This window comes from Peribacillus sp. P4_B1 (genome assembly GCF_056402395.1).
Genome location: NZ_JBFUHM010000002.1, coordinates 125,470 through 142,585 on the forward strand (window position 1 = coordinate 125,470; position 17,116 = coordinate 142,585).

Sequence of the window (17,116 nt, forward strand, 5' to 3'; positions counted from 1 at the left end):
AAAAGGGTATTCCGCATTTGGAATACCCTTTTTCATTATGAAATTCGCATGAAATGCGACTCGGCTGAAGTTTTACTTTTTTCGAACCAAAAAGTAGATGCCGATTGCCATCAAGGCAAATGGCCAAAACCTTTCGATGTCCGCCGTATTTGTTTCAACAATCCCGAAAGACGTTGTGATTTTATCATAGAACAAGAAAAGGATCGAGATGATGAATAATACCATCCCGTGAAACATTCCAGAATTTGTTTTACGTGCCCGGAGAATAAATCCCAGTGAGATGATTAAAATAAAGATACCTATATTATCCGGCCAAATATCAAGGTTTGCTACAATATGGAAGTGAGCCCCGAATCCCAGTAGGATGACTCCTGGCAGGATGGATTCATATTCATTACCGCTATAGGCCTGAACCAAGAAGGCGGCACCGACTATGCATAATAAAGTGGGCCAGCTATAAAAGCCTGGAAAGATTTCCATTTGGGAATGTTCAAGAAAAAAATAGAGTCCGAAACCGATTAAAACGGTTCCCGGGAAAATACGTTGCGTTTTCATTTTATCCTCCTAGTCAATTCGATTACTTGAAGTTCTTTGCCATTTTTGATATGGTACTTTTGTACACAATGTCGAAATATGTATGTAACTTACAAATCCCGCTTAGACACCTTTTGGAGCAATTCAGGCGTTTTGCGTCTTTTCATGGTAGCATACGTTTTCATAAACTGTTCATATTATTTGCGTGTATCCATTTTAGTACATGGTATAATAAATTTACATGAAAAATTTTGGGGGTGCAAAACAAAAGGATGCATATTCTAGCGGTTGGTATTAATTACAAAACTGCCCCTGTTGAAATTCGGGAAAAACTATCGTTTAACGAAGCCGAACTTGCCGAGGCAATGAAAGCTCTTAAAAATAAAAAAAGCATCTTGGAAAACATTATTATTTCAACATGCAACAGAACAGAAATATATGCGGTCGGTGACCAGCTTCATACGAGCCGGTATTATATAAAGGAATTTCTTTCGGAGTGGTTTAACATCGATAAAGAAGAATTTTCTAAATACCTGTTCATCTATGAAGGCGATGGGGCAGTCGAGCATTTATTTTCAGTTATCTGCGGCTTGAATTCCATGATACTGGGGGAAACCCAAATTTTGGGACAAGTGCGTACAAGCTATATGTTAGGACAGAAGGATGATACGATCGGCACCGTTTTTAACCATCTCTTCAAGCAAGCCATTACATTAGCTAAAAAGGCTCATTCAGAAACGGATATCAATACGAATGCCGTTTCTGTCAGCTATGCGGCAGTCGAGCTTGCAAAAAAAATCTTTGGAGGCCTGAACGGCAAGAACGTCTTGATTCTTGGGGCCGGTAAGATGGGTGAGTTAGCCATTCAGAATCTGCATAGTAATGGCGCTGACAGCATCACAGTCATTAACCGCACCTTTCAGAAAGCGGTCGACTTGGCGGAGAGATTCAATGGTACAGCGAAACAGCTTCAAGAGCTGCAATGCGCTTTAGTGGAAGCGGATATCCTGATTACCTCCACTGGTTCAAAGGATCTTCTAGTAACAAAAGAAATGATGACATACGTGAATAAGCTTCGTAAAGGCCGTCCTATTTTCATGGTGGATATCGCAGTGCCGCGTGACCTTGATCCAACATTGGCGGAGCTTGAAAATATCTTCTTGTATGACATTGACGATCTTGAAGGGATCGTGCAAGCGAATATCGAAGAGCGCAAAAAAGCTGCCGAGAAAATAGAATTGATGATCGAATCTGAAATTGTGGACTTCAATCAATGGATTAATTTGCTTGGTGTGGTTCCTGTCATTTCATCTTTACGGGAAAAATCCCTATCCATACAACAGGAAACGATGGAAAGCATCGAAAGAAAGCTTCCTCATTTAAGCGAACGGGACAAAAAGGTTCTGAACAAGCATACGAAGAGCATCATCAACCAAATGCTAAAAGATCCTATTCTTTATGCAAAAGAGCTTGCGGATGAGCCGAATGCAAAAGAGCAATTAAATAATTTCGTGAAAATCTTTCATTTAGAGGACTTGATTGAAGACCAGCTGGTAGCGGATGATGAAAAAGAAATGAACAGCTCCAAGGCATCCCTATTGAATCCAGTTCCTGTCCAGTAATGAGGTAAATATGGAATTACTAATGACAAGATTGCATGAAGCCACTGTATTGTTGTATGCCATCAGTATGCTTTTATACTTTATTGACTTCCTTAATAATAACCAGAAGGCGAATAAGGTCGCCTTCTGGTTGCTTTCTATTGTTTGGGTACTGCAAACAATTTTTTTATTTCTGTATGTATTGAAAACGGGAAGGTTCCCGGTATTGACGATTTTTGAAGGCTTATATTTTTATGCATGGGTCCTCATATCGTTATCTTTAATCATTAACCGATTCCTAAGAGTCGATTTTACGGTCTTTTTTACGAACGTATTAGGTTTTATGGTTATGGCCATCCATACCTTTGCACCTGTTCAGATAGAATCTCAAGTGCTTGCACAGCGTCTGGTTTCAGAGCTATTGCTCATACATATCACTTTTGCCATCCTATCTTATGGGGCATTCACGCTTTCTTTCGTTTTTTCCCTTCTTTACTTAATTCAATATGATTTACTTAAACGGAAGAAGTGGGGGAAACGGCTGCTTCGACTCGGCGATTTAACGAAGCTCGAACAAATGTCTTATGTCCTCGCAGTAATAGGTGTTCCATTATTAGTTGTCTCCCTTATCTTGGGGATTCAATGGGCTTATATAAAAGTGCCTGGGGTATCCTGGCTGGATATGAAGATCATCGGTTCATTCATTTTGCTCATCGCTTACAGTGTGTTTTTATACTTGAAAATTCGGAAACAAATGTATGGAAGGACCCTAGCCTTTCTGAATATTGGATCTTTCATGATTGTGTTAATTAACTTTTTCCTTTTCGGAAGCCTTTCAACATTCCACTTTTGGAATACATAGGAGGAAACTATGAGAAAAATAATTGTTGGTTCTAGACGTAGTAAATTAGCGATCACCCAAACGAACTGGGTAATCGATCAACTTAAAGAGCTTGGGGTTCCATACGAGTTCGAGGTGAAGGAAATTGTCACAAAGGGTGACCAAATCCTTGATGTAACGCTTTCCAAGGTAGGCGGAAAAGGCTTATTCGTTAAAGAAATCGAACAAGCGATGCTGGATAAAGAAATAGATATGGCTGTACATAGTATGAAAGATATGCCGGCGGTGCTGCCTCCAGGCTTGACGATCGGCTGCATACCACCAAGGGAGGACCATCGGGATGCCTTGATTTCAAAGAACCATGAAACCCTTTCCGAACTGAAGCCCGGTTCCATTATAGGTACAAGCAGTTTGCGCCGCGGTGCGCAAATTTTGGCTAGAAGGCCGGATCTTGAAATTAAATGGATTCGCGGGAATATCGATACCCGTCTGAATAAGCTGAACACGGAAGATTATGATGCCATCATTTTAGCAGCAGCCGGACTATCAAGAATGGGATGGGAGCAGGACATCGTATCGGAATTTTTAGATGAGGATATTTGCATTCCGGCAGTTGGACAAGGGGCACTTTCCATTGAATGCCGCGAAGACGACAAAGAACTGCTGGCTGAACTTGAGAAATTAACCTGTGAAAAAACGAAAAGAACGGTTGAAGCGGAACGTGCCTTTTTGGATAAAATGGAAGGCGGATGCCAGGTGCCGATTGCCGGATTTGCGGTAGAGAAAGATAATGGATTGGTTTCCTTGACGGCTTTGGTCGCTTCTCCGGACGGAAAAGTGATTTATAAAGAAATGGTTGAGGGGGCTGATCCCGAGACGGTTGGGCATGATGCTGCCAAACAGATAAGTGAAATGGGCGGTAAAGAATTGATTGATCGCGTAAAAGAGGAGCTTGATCAGTAATGAATCCCTTTCAACCTCTTAAGGATTATCGGGTATTAATCACCAGAGGGAAAGGGCAGGCAGATGGTTTAAAAGATTCGATCGATAAAAATGGCGGAACGCCGCTTCTTGTGCCATTGCTTGAGTTCACTCTTCCTGATCATATGGAAGTTGTTCAAGAGCGGTTAGATGAGCTGCATACCTATGACTGGATAATTCTCACCAGTCAAAATGGAGTGGATTTCTTCTTTAAACTTATTGGTGAACAGCCTTTAATGCTTCCGAAAATAGCCGTTATCGGCTCCAAAACAGAAGCGGCCCTGAAACGACATGGATATAGGGCGGATTTCGTTCCAGCTCAGTTTGTTGCCGAAGGGTTTGTTGCGGAGTTCATTACCCTGCTTGATCCCGGGTCGCGTGTATTGCTGGCAAAAGGGAATCTCGCGAGGGCGGTTATTGCGGAGGCAATCAATGAAACCGGTGCATCCTGTGATGAAGTGATAATTTATCATACCGTGCTTCCCGGAAGCAGTGAAAAAAGACTCGTGAAACTTATAACGAATCATGAAATCGACATCATAACCTTTACGAGTTCTTCGACGGTCAATCATTTTTTACAGATCATGGAACGCCATGATTTGAATACATACATAGACCGGATCATCATCGCATGCATCGGGCCGATTGCCGCTAAAACGGCTGAAAAAAATGGGCTAAACGTCGATGTTTGTCCAGATGTTTATACGACGGATGCCATGGTTGCGGATTTAATACGCTTCATAAGCAAAAAGAAATAACAAGGGAGGAACTTCAAAATGAAAAACATTCCATTCAATCGCCACCGTCGCTTGCGTGCAAGTGCTGGCATGAGGGCTTTAGTCCGTGAAACACAATTGCATAAAGAGGATTTGATCTATCCGATCTTCGTCATTGACGGTGAAAATGTAAAAAATGAAATCAACTCGATGCCTGGTATATATCAGTTATCCATGGATAACCTTGGGGCTGAAATGGATGAAGTCGTAAGTCTGGGCATTAAGTCAGTCATTTTATTCGGTGTCCCTTTTGCTCATGATAAAGACGAACAAGGCACAGGAGCATTTCACCATAACGGACTTGTGCAAGAGGCAACCCGCTATATCAAAAAACAATATCCTGAAGTCATTGTCATTGCTGATACATGTCTTTGTGAGTATACAAGCCATGGCCATTGCGGGGTCGTTGAAGGGGAAAAGATCCTGAATGACGCTTCTCTTGACCTTCTTGCCAAAACGGCGATCAGCCAGGCTGAGGCCGGTGCCGATATCATTGCCCCTTCCAATATGATGGACGGTTTCGTTGCAGCCATCCGTGCAGGCCTGGATGAAGCTGGCTATGAAGATATTCCGATCATGTCCTATGCAGTGAAATATGCTTCGGCTTTTTACGGCCCATTCCGTGATGCAGCGAATGGCGCGCCGCAATTTGGCGACAGGAAAACTTACCAAATGGATCCTGCCAATCGCCTTGAAGCATTCCGTGAAGCTGAATCCGATGTTGCTGAAGGTGCGGATTTCTTAATCGTGAAACCAGCCCTTTCCTACATGGACATTATCAGGGACGTTAAGAATAACTTTAATCTTCCCGTTGTTTCCTACAATGTGAGCGGTGAATATTCAATGGTCAAAGCTGCTGCCCAAAATGGCTGGATTGATGAAAAAGCGATAGTGATGGAAATGCTGACAGGATTGAAACGCGCAGGTTCCGACTTGATCATTACGTATTTCTCAAAAGAAGTAGCACGCTGGATAAACGAAGATAATCAAAGATGATTAACAAATAAAACCTGTAATGGAAAAGGGGATTGAATCATGCGGTCATATGAAAAATCGAAACAAGCGTTTGCCGAAGCAAAAAAATTGATGCCAGGCGGCGTGAACAGCCCTGTACGTGCCTTCAAATCCGTGGACATGGATCCCATTTTCATGGAGCGTGGAAAAGGCTCAAAAATGTATGATATCGATGGCAATGAATATATAGACTATGTTCTTTCATGGGGACCGCTTATCCTGGGTCACACGAATGACCATGTCGTTGAAGCATTGAAAAAGGTAGCGGAATCAGGTACAAGCTTCGGAACCTCTACGCTGATTGAGAATGAACTGGCTAAGTTGGTCATTGACCGGATGCCTTCGATTGAGATGATCCGGATGGTGTCTTCAGGAACAGAAGCGACGATGAGTGCGCTAAGGTTGGCGAGAGGCTTTACAGGTCGGGATAAAATCCTTAAATTCGAAGGTTCATATCATGGACATGGCGATTCATTGCTAATCAAAGCAGGCTCCGGCGTTGCCACATTAGGTTTGCCGGATAGTCCGGGAGTACCGGAAGGCATTGCGAAAAATACGATTACCGTACCATATAATGATCTTGCAGCAACCAAATATGCGTTTGAACAATTTGGCGAAGACATCGCGTGTATCATCGTAGAACCTGTTGCAGGGAACATGGGCGTAGTTCCGCCGCAACCAGGTTTCCTCGAAGGCTTACGTGAAGTGACGACCCAATACGGGGCTCTATTGATCTTTGACGAAGTTATGACAGGTTTCCGTGTCGGTTATAACTGTGCACAAGGCTATTTTGGCATCGTACCGGACCTGACTTGCCTTGGGAAAGTAATTGGCGGTGGCTTACCGGTCGGAGCTTTCGGAGGCAAGCGCGAATTCATGGAACGAATTGCCCCGAGCGGGACAATCTATCAAGCAGGAACATTGTCAGGTAACCCTCTGGCCATGACGGCTGGTCTTGAAACGCTGAGCCAATTGACTCCAGAATCTTATGAAGAGTTCACCCGAAAAGGTGATATGCTTGAAAAAGGCATCGGAGAAGCAGCGAAAAAGTACGGAGTTCCCCATACATTCAACCGTGCCGGTTCCATGATTGGACTATTCTTTACGGATGAAGAAGTAATCAATTATGATAMAGCAAAAACATCAGATTTAGAGTTCTTTGCTTCTTACTATAGGGAAATGGCGAATCAAGGCATCTACTTGCCGCCGTCCCAGTTTGAAGGTTTATTCCTTTCCACTGCACATAGTGATGAAGATATCGAAAAGACCATCACAGCGGCAGAACAGGCCTTTGCAAAATTAAAAAAATGAGGCTTCATGACACTATTAAAATTATTAACAGGCTACCATTTCTCCAAAAGATTTTGGAGAAAGGTAGCCTGTTTTTTTGATTCAAGGAGTAAGTGGAAGAAGGACGAAAAAATGGTTGAAGGACAAATTAATTGGCAGTAGGCCGAATTAAAATGGTTTAAATCTGATTGATCCAATCGACATGGATTTTAGCCTGAAAAAGTAAAGTCTGCTCCTTATCATGGTTCAGTAAAAATAAGGTTTGGATGGCTGCAAATGAAATGAAGGAATAATCAGCTTCCTTTCTTCATAGATTGATATTGGTATAGGTACCGTTTCCTGAAGCTGAAAGGAGGAGTTGTCTTGTCGCAAGAAAATGAATCGTATTTACGATTTTCTTTAGAGGAATCCGTTTGGTTCCAGAAGGGACAGGAAGTGGCTGAGTTATTTTCCATTTCTCTGGATCCAAATGTGACGATTCAAGAAAGTGATCAATATGTTTTTATACGAGGCTCGTTAGATTTATGCGGTGAATACAAAGACTCGCAAAATGGTGAGGAAGAGGAGTTTTCGCAGACCTTTTTGCCAAAAGCCGTTCAAAAGGTCGAGAGGCATCCTGATGGACTTACTGAGTTCACACACCGTTTTCCGGTTGATATAACAATTCCGAATAATCGAATTGCCTCATTAGAGGAGATCGATGTCTCGATTCAAAGCTTTGATTATGCCATGCCTGAACATAACTGTTTGAAATTGCAGGCGGATTTGTTGATAACCGGAATTTATAATGATTCATATGTGGAAGAACGGTTCGATACGGAGCAGGAAGTTGGGGAAACAGAGGAACAAGAAGAAACGGACGGTGAAAACGAGTCATATATTCCATATGCGGCTGCAGTGCCGCCAATCCCAGATTTTCAGCCTGTTTTCCGAGATGAGCAGGAGGAAGAGTTATACACGCCTTTTTCTGCAGAGGCAAAACGGGTATCTGAAGCAAACGAGGAAGAGGAAGAGGAACCAATCTATTTAAGCGATCAGCATGGTGTCCCAGTTTTTGAGATTCCCGTTTCACCATATCCTGAAGAGGAGGAGTGGGAAACGGAAGTGCACAGACAGGAAGAAGTGAATTTTTCTATAAGTGATCAGCCTGATTCAGCAGAGGTACCTATGTCATCCATGGAAGAGGAGAAGCAGGAGGAAAATGTAAGCAGGCAGGAAACCATGGAGAAAGTCGAGACTCCTAGAAAGACTTTGATGGAAGAGGAAGCAGTGGAAGAGCCAAATCATGTAATCAATCATATAAGTGTCCCAGTTGAGAATAGCCCTGTTTCAAATTCCGAAAACGAGGATGTCATCCGGCAGGAAGAAGCTGAGGCTGCAGCGGGTCCTATCCTTAAGGAACATGCGAAGATGGAACATGAAGAGGAAGCAAATTCGTCGTCCATAAGCGATCTATTCAAAAAGAAGGAAAGACCAGCGCCGCCAGCTAAGGAAGTTAAAAATTTCAAAGGCAGGAAACAAGCCGTGGAGCGTGATGATAAGGAAACCGCTGAACATGATGAAAAGCAGCTTTCCATCATGGACTTATTCGGTCGGAAACAAGAAGAAGAGCTGGTAAGGATGAAGGTTTGTATTGTCCAGCAAGGGGAAACGCTTGATGACTTGGCTCAACGTTATGATGTTACGGTTCAATCCATACTTTTCAGTAATGAGTTGGAGTCGAACCAGAACGTCCATGAAGGGCAAGTCATCTATATACCGAAGGCGGTTGCGTATAAGAATTGACCAGGACAGAGAGCAGAGCATATGGTCTGCTCCTGTTTTTTAGAGCAGCCCGGATTTAATTACACCTTTTGGTGGCTAGAGGAATCGAATAATCGGATTGTTGAGCGTTTATAGAGAAAGTGAGTGAGTCTCGTGAGGGAAAACGAGAATCAGCAGCCTATTAATCGGGATCATGACACGGAGACCGTCTTGAAGGAATACGCCATGTATGTACAATATATTGAGGACTTCGGGCGGGTGAAAAAAGTATACAGTGATCGAGGTACATTTGCGTTGAAATCCATTGTACCGCATAACGGCATTGATTTTATCAGGAATGTTCAAAAACTGTACCATCGAGGCTATAACCGGATCGTTCCCATTTATCAAACGATGGATCAGCGTTACGCCGTCCTTCATAATGGACGTTTGTATTACCTGATGCCCTGGCTTAATAATGAAGGGGACGGGGAGCGTGATGAAAAGCATAAGCAAATGTTCAGGGAGCTTGCTCGGATGCATACGCTGTCCGTAAAGGAAATCCAGGTGGATATAGAAGAACGGGAAGCTCATTATGAGCGGACGCTTGATGCCTGGAATAACGAGAAGGACTTTATGGATGAGTATATTGTCAGCTGCGAAAAGAAGTGGTATATGTCTCCATTTGAAATGACGGTTTGTTCATTCTTCACTGATATTTCACAGGCACTGAAGTACTCGATCAAGAAATTTGAAACCTGGTATGAAAAAACGAAGGAAAGTGAAAAGGTTCGAACCGTGATCACGCACGGAAAGGTCTCTTTGAAGCATTTCGTTAGTGATGAACGGGGGTATGGCTACTTCATCAATTTTGAGAATTCGAATACGGCACCGCCTCATTTCGATTTACTGCCATTTCTCGTTAAATCGGCCAGGACCTATCCTGTCCAATGCGATGACTGCGTCGACTGGCTATATAACTATTTTCGTTATTTTCCTTTGAAAGAAGAAGAATTGCTGCTCATGCAAAGTTATATGGCTTTCCCTGGATCAGCATTGGAATTAGTGAAGGGTTATTCCGATGGCAGGAGCCATCGTTCAGAGCTTGATAATGTTACCCAACTGCAGAGGCAATTTTGGCTCCTGAAGAATGTAGAATATATGGTGATGAAAATCGAAGAAATCGAACAGAAGAAAAAGGCGGCTGCCGAGGCTGCCAAAGAAGAGCAATCACCCCCAAGCTAAATATACATGATTGGATCATCTCCAGTCATGTATATTTTTTTGCTGTGAGGGAATAATTAAATCCATTCGAAATATAAAGACAAGGCCAAGAAAATAAAGGCGACTAACAGGAGCATATCGAAGAAAGTAGGGAAAATCAGCGTACGTAATCCTTGGAATACGATAAAGGGAATGATGAACTGCTGGCAAACACCGCGGAATTTTTTCATCCAAGGCGGTAAAGTATAGGGAGTATATCTTCGCTTCATATTATTACCTTCCTTTTTAGGACTTCTTTTATTATATGGGTGGGTAGTGGGAAAGGTGAAAAAGCCGTCACATTAACTGTTCCTGGAGTATAAAATAAAGAAAATGGCCGGGCAGCGGGAGTGAATGCGTGAAATGAGACGCTTCCTGGGAAAGTAAGCGAAAAGATGATTGACTGGAGCCCCATATTTTTTGTACTATATACTATATGCATTCAATGATTTTACATATGAATATAATTCAATGCAAAGACCGGAAATAGTAAGATGAAATGCACTTTTCAGAGAGGAAACCAATTGGTGCGAGGTTTCCAGGCAGCAGCATCCGAAGTCGTCCGCGAGCAGTTTTCGTGAAAGATCTTAGTAGCGAAGGCCGGTGAAGAGCCGTTATCCGATTTGAGAGCCGAAAGAGATTTTTTTATTTTTCGGAAAAAAGGTGGCACCGCGAACAACTTCCTTCGTCCTTTTGTGATGATGGAAGTTTTTTTTATGCCCAAAAAGGAGGAAATGATATGGAAGAGAACCAAATTTCGATGCCAACTAAATATGATCCGCAGACGATAGAGAAAGGCCGCTATAAATGGTGGCTTAATGGGAAGTTTTTCGAAGCGACGGGTGACGATAAAAAGGAACCATATACGATTGTCATCCCGCCCCCTAATGTAACCGGTAAGCTGCATCTTGGCCATGCTTGGGATACGACACTTCAAGATATATTGACACGCATGAAAAGGATGCAAGGCTATGATGTATTATGGTTGCCTGGCATGGACCATGCCGGTATCGCCACTCAAGCAAAGGTTGAACAAAAGCTTCGCTCGGAAGGCGTAAGCCGTTATGACCTTGGACGTGAAAAGTTCGTTGAAGAGACATGGAAATGGAAAGAGGAATATGCGAGCCATATCCGTGAACAATGGTCAAAGTTGGGTCTTGGGCTTGATTATACCCGTGAACGCTTCACTCTTGATGAGGGGCTTTCAAAAGCAGTACGCGAAGTTTTCGTCTCTCTTTATAACAAGGACTTGATTTACCGGGGCGAATACATCATCAACTGGGATCCATCAACGAAAACGGCGTTATCCGATATCGAGGTTATTTATAAAGATGTGCAGGGTGCATTTTACCATATGAAATATCCGTTGGTTGACGGGTCAGGTGAAATTGAAATAGCCACAACACGTCCAGAAACGATGCTAGGCGATACTGCGGTTGCTGTACACCCTGAAGATGATCGTTATAAACACCTGATCGGCAAAATGGTTCGCTTGCCAATTACAGGCCGGGAAATCCCAATTGTCGGTGATGATTATGTCGATATGGAATTCGGTTCAGGCGCGGTTAAAATTACTCCGGCCCATGACCCGAATGACTTCGAAATTGGGAACCGTCACAATTTGGAGCGCATCCTTGTCATGCATGAAGACGGTTCGATGAATGAAAAGGCTGGTAAGTACGAAGGTATGGATCGCTTCGAATGCCGTAAGCAAATCGTCAAAGACCTTCAGGAAGAAGGGGTGCTCTTCAAAATCGAAGATCACCTTCACTCAGTCGGCCATTCAGAGAGAAGCGGTGCTGTTGTTGAACCATATCTTTCGACTCAATGGTTCGTAAAAATGCAGCCACTGGCTGATGCATCCGTTGAACTTCAAAAAGGGTCCGATGAGGAAAAGGTTCATTTCGTACCAGATCGTTTCGAAAAAACGTACCTCCACTGGATGGAAAATATCCGAGACTGGTGCATTTCCCGTCAGCTTTGGTGGGGTCACCGCATTCCAGCGTGGTACCATAAAGAAACAGGTGAAGTGTATGTTGGCCACGAAGAACCTGCGGATGCTGAAAACTGGGAACAGGATACAGATGTTCTGGATACATGGTTCAGCTCGGCATTATGGCCATTTTCGACTATGGGCTGGCCTGATAAGGACAGTATCGATTTCAAACGATACTATCCAAACGGAGCACTTGTAACAGGCTATGATATCATTTTCTTCTGGGTATCGCGGATGATTTTCCAAGCACTTGAGTTCACAGGTGAGCGTCCATTTGAAAATGTACTGATCCACGGTCTGGTTCGTGACGAACAGGGTCGCAAGATGAGTAAATCGCTTGGCAATGGTGTGGATCCGATGGATGTCATCGATCAATACGGTGCCGATTCCCTGCGTTACTTCTTATCTACAGGCAGCTCACCAGGACAGGACCTTCGTTATAGTACGGAAAAAGTGGAAGCGGTTTGGAACTTCTCGAATAAGATTTGGAACGCATCCCGTTTTGCTTTGATGAACATGAATGGCATGACTTATGACGAAATCGATTTAAGCGGTGAGAAGTCTGTAGCCGATAAATGGATTTTGACGCGCTTGAATGAAACGATTTCAAACGTGACGAGACTTGCGGACCGTTATGAGTTCGGTGAAGTGGGCCGTGTGCTTTATAACTTCATTTGGGATGACTTCTGTGACTGGTATATTGAAATGGCGAAGCTTCCGTTATATGGCGAAAATGAAGCAGCGAAGATAACGACCCGCTCGATCTTGGCTTATGTACTGGATAACACGATGAGATTATTACACCCGTTCATGCCATTCATTACCGAAGAAATCTGGCAGAACCTTCCTCACCAAGGTGAGTCGATCACTGTTGCCGCTTGGCCGGAAGTTAATGAAGGATTGACAGATACAGCTGCAGCCGAGGAAATGAAGCTGCTTGTTGAAATCATCCGCTCCGTCCGTAACATCCGTGCTGAGGTGAACACACCGTTAAGCAAAAAAATCAATTTGATTTTAAAAGCTAAAGATGAGTCCATCTTAGAAACGTTACAGAAAAACAGCAGCTATATCGAGCGTTTCTGTAATCCTGAACAATTGACGATCGGAATCGAGGTCGAAGAACCTGCTCAAGCCATGACAGCTGTCGTAACTGGTGTAGAACTGATCCTTCCGCTTACAGGACTGATCAATATCGACGAAGAAGTGAAACGTCTTGAAAAAGAACTCGACAAACTTAATAAAGAAGTTGAACGCGTACAGAAAAAATTAGGCAACGAGGGCTTCGTTAAAAAGGCGCCGGCAAGCGTCATTGAAGAAGAACGTGCCAAAGAAAAAGACTATAGCGAAAAACGCGACTCTGTGATCCACAGGATCAGCGAACTGAAACAACTGTAAAACAAAAGGATGAACCAGCTATATGCCGGTTCATCCTTTTGTATTTAACGCAATTGATGCCATTCCCAGAATCAAATGTTCCGTTGGGAGGATATTCTTTCTTTTATGAATAGGAGGTAATCCCGTACGATATTCATGTCGCTTAGTGCACTTAATGTCCGGCTGCCGACGACATCCTCGATTTCGTTGAGCATGAGGCTGCCATCTTCGGCAAATATGAAATCGATTCCGACCAGGCCAAAATCAAATGCCTCGATTACTCTTTCTACAAGGGTTAAATCGGATGCGGTCAGCTCATATAACGAAGCCGATCCCCCTAGCGTGTAATTTGCCTTGAAACTTGAAGCGGATTCCCTAAGTACAGCTGCCTTCACTTTTTTACCAACTACAAAGACACGGATATCCCTGCCGAATAAACCAGGTTTTTGGACAATCCAATTTCCGTCATTCAGTTCGGCCAAATCATCGGCATGCTCGATTAAATAAACTTGTTTCCCGCCGCGGCCGCCTGTTTCTTTAGCGATGAAAGGGAACTCCATATCCTCGGCATTCGGCCTTCCGTTGCAGTAAACGGTATCGGCCATTGGTATCCCCAGCGAGGACAAATATTGATGCGTCTTTGCTTTGTCATTCGCGATTTCGGATACGGATGAGGAGTTAAAGCAGGCAATCCCCAGTTGCTCCAGTTGCCTAGTAAAAAAAGGATCGATGGTCCGGACGATAGCAAAGTCAGGCAATGAAATTGGCTTCATCTCATGTTCCACGTACAATTCGTTGAAACGGTGGCCGATCCTAAGGTCCTCCCGATGGAGAAAGTGTAAATCAAGATCAAGCTGACTGGCTTCGCCAAGCATCCAATCTATGTATCCTTTATTATTTATGGCATCCTCACGGTTATAAATCAACCAACCCGCTTGTTTTTTCATCAGATGCACTTCCTTTTCCTAATTTGTTCAAGATATAATCGAACATGCTATCAGCGATGTTGATGCCTGTACATTCATAAATATTCAGTAAATGAGAATTCGAATTCACTTCGCACAAAAGCGGTCCCTCTTCACCGAACAGCAAATCGACGCCGGCGAAGTCGGCACCTAGAATCTCCGCACATTTGATGGCAAGTTGTGCTTCTTCCGTGGTGGGTGTATAGGGGGCAGCCTGACCCCCAGCAGTCATATTAGCTCGGAAGTCGTGCTCGGAATGGCGTTGCATCGCTGCTATGACTCGATTGCCGACGACATTAACACGAATATCCCGTCCCTTACTGTGTTCGACGAATTCCTGAATGATAAATGGTTTGTGGCCAAGATTACGGATTGTCTTAAATAACTCATCCTCTGTTTGGATCAAATATACTTGTTCCCCAAAAGAACCGTATGCTTCCTTAACGATAAGTGGATACCCAAGTTCAATGCCGATTTGTTTAAAGGCATCCATATTGACCCTTTCGATACCTTCGTACGTAAAGGGGGGAAACAAGGTTTTCGGCATCGGTATGCCATGCCCGGCCAATGCTTGATGTGTTTTTGCTTTACTGTCACAAATATCGATAGCTGTACTGCCGTTATATACGGGGATGCCGAGCAATTCCAAATGGCGAGCCAAATGAATGTCTTTATCCATGAACAGAACAAAATCAGGCAGCTTATCAAAGGCTCCTTTAATTAGAGGCACTCCTTTTTCAATTATGGGTATCAGATCTGAATTACGGATAAGGGTTGCCATGATTTCTTTCCTTTCAGCCGCCTCCTTAATGAACAAAGCTAAATTGGAAAACTTATCATGCTGTAAATAGCCGTTAACGACGATCCAACAGTGAAGATCTGAAGGTTTCATTTTAAAACACTACCTTTCATCTAGGTTAATCGTTCATATATTGATAAAATAATATTAACGCATAAGAGCGGTATAAAGAAAGAGGAGGCTCAACGATAATGGTAACAACCATGAAGGAAATCAATCATTTTTTTGAACGGCGCCAAGTTCAATTGGGTATGAATTTTGGCTTATCAAGGATGGAAACATTATTAACTAACTTAGGTGACCCACATAAGGCGCTTAAGTATATTCACATTGCAGGATCAAACGGGAAAGGATCTACCTTGCAATATATGAAAGAAATCCTTCTAGCTGAAGGGGTACGTGTCGCTTCCTTCACTTCACCTTATTTAATACGGTTGAATGAACAGCTGAAGATAAATGCGGACGAAATCAGTGATAAGGATTTTATCGCCACATTCCGGGAGCTGCAGCCGTTCATCCAAGAGATGGACAGTAAGGGGAATGGACCTACTCAGTTTGAAATATTGACTGCAATGGCATTTTCTTATTTCAGCAAAAAGGAAGTGGATTTGGTTTTAATGGAAACCGGACTGGGAGGCAGGCTCGATACAACGAATGTCATCCAGCCGTTTCTTTCGATCATTACCTCGATTTCTTTGGAACATACGAATATCCTGGGTAACACACTTGGGGAAATTGCTTCAGAGAAGGCGGGCATCATTAAAAGCGGGGCACCGATCATCAGCGGAGTCACCGCTTGGGAACCAGCAAAAGTAATCGAAGAAAAAGCGTCTTCAGTAGGCGTGCCTTATTACCAATTAGGTAAAGACTTTCATGTAGGCAATGTAAAGCAAAGTGAATGTGGGCAAAGTTTCTCCTTTTCGCTTGGAGACAGGTCCATCGAAAATGTGGAAATGCAGATGTTAGGCCGTCATCAAATGGAAAATGCGGCGCTGGCCATTGCTGCTGTCCTATTAGGAATGGAAAATATCGATGAAAAAAGCATCCTTAAAGGAATAGGGGAAGCGAAATGGGATGGACGTTTTGAAAAAATATCGGATGAGCCGTTGGTGATCATTGATGGTGCACATAATCCGGCCGGCATCGACGTATTGATGGAAACGCTAAAAGTGCATTACCCTGAATATAAGTACCGGTTCATATTCAGCTCATTCAAAGATAAAAATTATTCCCAGATGCTTCGTGGACTGGAAAAGGAAGCGATGGAAATCATCATTACTGAATTCTTCCACGAACGGGCGGCGGATGCGCACACGCTTTATGAAAAATGCAGTCATGAAAATAAAAGTATAAACAAGGATTGGCAGGCGGYGATAAGGGAAGGCAGACGGAAAACAGGGGGAAAAGAGGCCCTTGTCATCACAGGTTCCCTTCATTTCCTTTCACTTGTGAGGGAATTCCTAATCAGAGAAGATGCCTAAAGGGATGTGCCTTTACCGGACTAATTATTTTTCCCGAATGTTGAGAAATGAGGCACTTTATCATGGAAACCAAAGCCTAAGAACCAACGGTAAGCTATATTTGTTTCAACTTCTTCAATTGTTTTACGCATTGAACGAATACCGAAGTTATATTGAATGAAAGTCTAGATCAATACTTGGGCGTCCTATCTCTGAATACAAATCTTTCAACAAATCATAAATGAAAGTGTTAGCTTCAATTTTACGAACCAAATGGTTCGCAGGCACCAGTTGATTTAAAATGATCATTTCAAGTTGATCACGCTTAATAGGATGCATCCTCATCACCTCAAGTTTTATTAAGTCTATTTTAAAACAATAAAGACTTTAGGCAAAAGGGCTCTATCTATAAGTTAAAACAAAGTTGATTGGAGCGGGTGTACGAGACTCCTGCTTAGAAAAGCGAGTCCATGGGAGAC

14 protein-coding genes, 1 pseudogene and 1 other annotated feature are annotated in these 17,116 nt (G+C 43.1%); of the genes and pseudogenes, 10 read left to right on the forward strand and 5 right to left on the reverse strand.

Annotated features, from left to right (window positions below):
• Window positions 1-72: 72 nt before the first annotated feature.
• Window positions 73-555 carry a LiaI-LiaF-like domain-containing protein gene (locus AC1DVK_RS02095; protein WP_061464272.1) on the reverse strand — a complete coding sequence of 161 codons (483 nt, stop codon included), beginning with the start codon at window positions 553-555 and terminating at the stop codon, window positions 73-75.
• Window positions 556-806: 251 nt separating this feature from the next.
• Here AC1DVK_RS02095 and hemA point away from each other — a divergent pair, with 251 nt between their 5' ends.
• From hemA to ysxE, 8 genes are all read left to right on the forward strand, one after another.
• Window positions 807-2,156 carry a glutamyl-tRNA reductase gene (hemA, locus tag AC1DVK_RS02100; RefSeq protein ID WP_061464271.1) on the forward strand — a complete coding sequence of 450 codons (1,350 nt, stop codon included), beginning with the start codon at window positions 807-809 and terminating at the stop codon, window positions 2,154-2,156.
• Between the two features lie 10 nt (window positions 2,157-2,166).
• Entirely contained in the window at window positions 2,167-2,997 is an 831-nt protein-coding gene (locus AC1DVK_RS02105) for a cytochrome C assembly family protein (RefSeq protein ID WP_089361677.1), read from the forward strand.
• A 9-nt stretch (window positions 2,998-3,006) separates the two neighbouring features.
• The gene (gene hemC, locus AC1DVK_RS02110) at window positions 3,007-3,939 is read left to right on the forward strand and encodes a hydroxymethylbilane synthase (RefSeq protein WP_061464269.1); all 933 of its coding nucleotides are present in this window, start codon (window positions 3,007-3,009) and stop codon (window positions 3,937-3,939) included.
• On the forward strand, window positions 3,939-4,715 hold the full coding sequence (locus tag AC1DVK_RS02115; protein WP_477625732.1) for a uroporphyrinogen-III synthase: 777 nt from the start codon (window positions 3,939-3,941) through the stop codon (window positions 4,713-4,715). Before hemC ends, AC1DVK_RS02115 begins: the two co-directional genes overlap by 1 nt.
• 18 nt (window positions 4,716-4,733) lie before the next feature.
• Complete coding sequence (gene hemB, locus AC1DVK_RS02120) at window positions 4,734-5,729, forward strand: porphobilinogen synthase (RefSeq protein ID WP_089361674.1); 996 nt, start codon at window positions 4,734-4,736, stop codon at window positions 5,727-5,729.
• Between the two features lie 39 nt (window positions 5,730-5,768).
• A complete protein-coding gene (gene hemL, locus AC1DVK_RS02125) occupies window positions 5,769-7,058 on the forward strand; it encodes a glutamate-1-semialdehyde 2,1-aminomutase (protein WP_477625733.1) in 1,290 nt (429 codons plus the stop codon).
• A 342-nt stretch (window positions 7,059-7,400) separates the two neighbouring features.
• Window positions 7,401-8,822 carry a stage VI sporulation protein D gene (gene spoVID / locus AC1DVK_RS02130; RefSeq protein ID WP_089361672.1) on the forward strand — a complete coding sequence of 474 codons (1,422 nt, stop codon included), beginning with the start codon at window positions 7,401-7,403 and terminating at the stop codon, window positions 8,820-8,822.
• 123 nt (window positions 8,823-8,945) lie between these two features.
• Window positions 8,946-10,025 carry a spore coat protein YsxE gene (gene ysxE, locus AC1DVK_RS02135; RefSeq protein ID WP_477625734.1) on the forward strand — a complete coding sequence of 360 codons (1,080 nt, stop codon included), beginning with the start codon at window positions 8,946-8,948 and terminating at the stop codon, window positions 10,023-10,025.
• 56 nt (window positions 10,026-10,081) lie between these two features.
• On the opposite strand, the gene AC1DVK_RS02140 is transcribed toward ysxE, so the two are convergent.
• Window positions 10,082-10,273 (reverse strand): hypothetical protein, encoded by a 192-nt coding sequence (locus tag AC1DVK_RS02140; RefSeq protein WP_061464264.1) that lies wholly within the window; start codon window positions 10,271-10,273, stop codon window positions 10,082-10,084.
• A gap of 237 nt (window positions 10,274-10,510) precedes the next feature.
• Window positions 10,511-10,739, forward strand: a binding site (T-box leader).
• A gap of 43 nt (window positions 10,740-10,782) precedes the next feature.
• Here AC1DVK_RS02140 and AC1DVK_RS02145 point away from each other — a divergent pair.
• The gene (locus AC1DVK_RS02145) at window positions 10,783-13,434 is read left to right on the forward strand and encodes a valine--tRNA ligase (protein ID WP_289319949.1); all 2,652 of its coding nucleotides are present in this window, start codon (window positions 10,783-10,785) and stop codon (window positions 13,432-13,434) included.
• Window positions 13,435-13,505: 71 nt separating this feature from the next.
• Here AC1DVK_RS02145 and AC1DVK_RS02150 read toward each other — a convergent pair whose 3' ends face one another.
• Both AC1DVK_RS02150 and AC1DVK_RS02155 read right to left on the reverse strand, forming a co-directional pair.
• Complete coding sequence (locus AC1DVK_RS02150) at window positions 13,506-14,360, reverse strand: ATP-grasp domain-containing protein (protein WP_477625735.1); 855 nt, start codon at window positions 14,358-14,360, stop codon at window positions 13,506-13,508.
• Window positions 14,329-15,270 carry an ATP-grasp domain-containing protein gene (locus AC1DVK_RS02155; protein WP_089361668.1) on the reverse strand — a complete coding sequence of 314 codons (942 nt, stop codon included), beginning with the start codon at window positions 15,268-15,270 and terminating at the stop codon, window positions 14,329-14,331. Before AC1DVK_RS02155 ends, AC1DVK_RS02150 begins: the two co-directional genes overlap by 32 nt.
• 98 nt (window positions 15,271-15,368) lie before the next feature.
• Between AC1DVK_RS02155 and AC1DVK_RS02160 the strand changes: the two genes are divergently transcribed.
• Window positions 15,369-16,658 carry a bifunctional folylpolyglutamate synthase/dihydrofolate synthase gene (locus AC1DVK_RS02160; RefSeq protein ID WP_477625736.1) on the forward strand — a complete coding sequence of 430 codons (1,290 nt, stop codon included), beginning with the start codon at window positions 15,369-15,371 and terminating at the stop codon, window positions 16,656-16,658.
• A gap of 26 nt (window positions 16,659-16,684) precedes the next feature.
• Here AC1DVK_RS02160 and AC1DVK_RS02165 read toward each other — a convergent pair.
• Window positions 16,685-16,982, reverse strand: a pseudogene (locus AC1DVK_RS02165) (transposase); the annotation flags it as partial.
• Window positions 16,983-17,116: the final 134 nt, after the last annotated feature.

What these genes read in the sequence shown, in the direction of transcription:
- AC1DVK_RS02145 (WP_289319949.1), top strand. Translation starts at nt 10,783, where the DNA reads ATGGAAGAGAACCAAATTTCGATGCCAACTAAATATGATCCGCAGACG.
- AC1DVK_RS02140 (WP_061464264.1), bottom strand. Translation starts at nt 10,273, where the DNA reads ATGAAGCGAAGATATACTCCCTATACTTTACCGCCTTGGATGAAAAAA.
- AC1DVK_RS02105 (WP_089361677.1), top strand. Translation starts at nt 2,167, where the DNA reads ATGGAATTACTAATGACAAGATTGCATGAAGCCACTGTATTGTTGTAT.
- hemA (WP_061464271.1), top strand. Translation starts at nt 807, where the DNA reads ATGCATATTCTAGCGGTTGGTATTAATTACAAAACTGCCCCTGTTGAA.
- AC1DVK_RS02115 (WP_477625732.1), top strand. Translation starts at nt 3,939, where the DNA reads ATGAATCCCTTTCAACCTCTTAAGGATTATCGGGTATTAATCACCAGA.
- AC1DVK_RS02155 (WP_089361668.1), bottom strand. Translation starts at nt 15,270, where the DNA reads ATGAAACCTTCAGATCTTCACTGTTGGATCGTCGTTAACGGCTATTTA.
- hemB (WP_089361674.1), top strand. Translation starts at nt 4,734, where the DNA reads ATGAAAAACATTCCATTCAATCGCCACCGTCGCTTGCGTGCAAGTGCT.
- AC1DVK_RS02095 (WP_061464272.1), bottom strand. Translation starts at nt 555, where the DNA reads ATGAAAACGCAACGTATTTTCCCGGGAACCGTTTTAATCGGTTTCGGA.
- AC1DVK_RS02150 (WP_477625735.1), bottom strand. Translation starts at nt 14,360, where the DNA reads ATGAAAAAACAAGCGGGTTGGTTGATTTATAACCGTGAGGATGCCATA.
- hemC (WP_061464269.1), top strand. Translation starts at nt 3,007, where the DNA reads ATGAGAAAAATAATTGTTGGTTCTAGACGTAGTAAATTAGCGATCACC.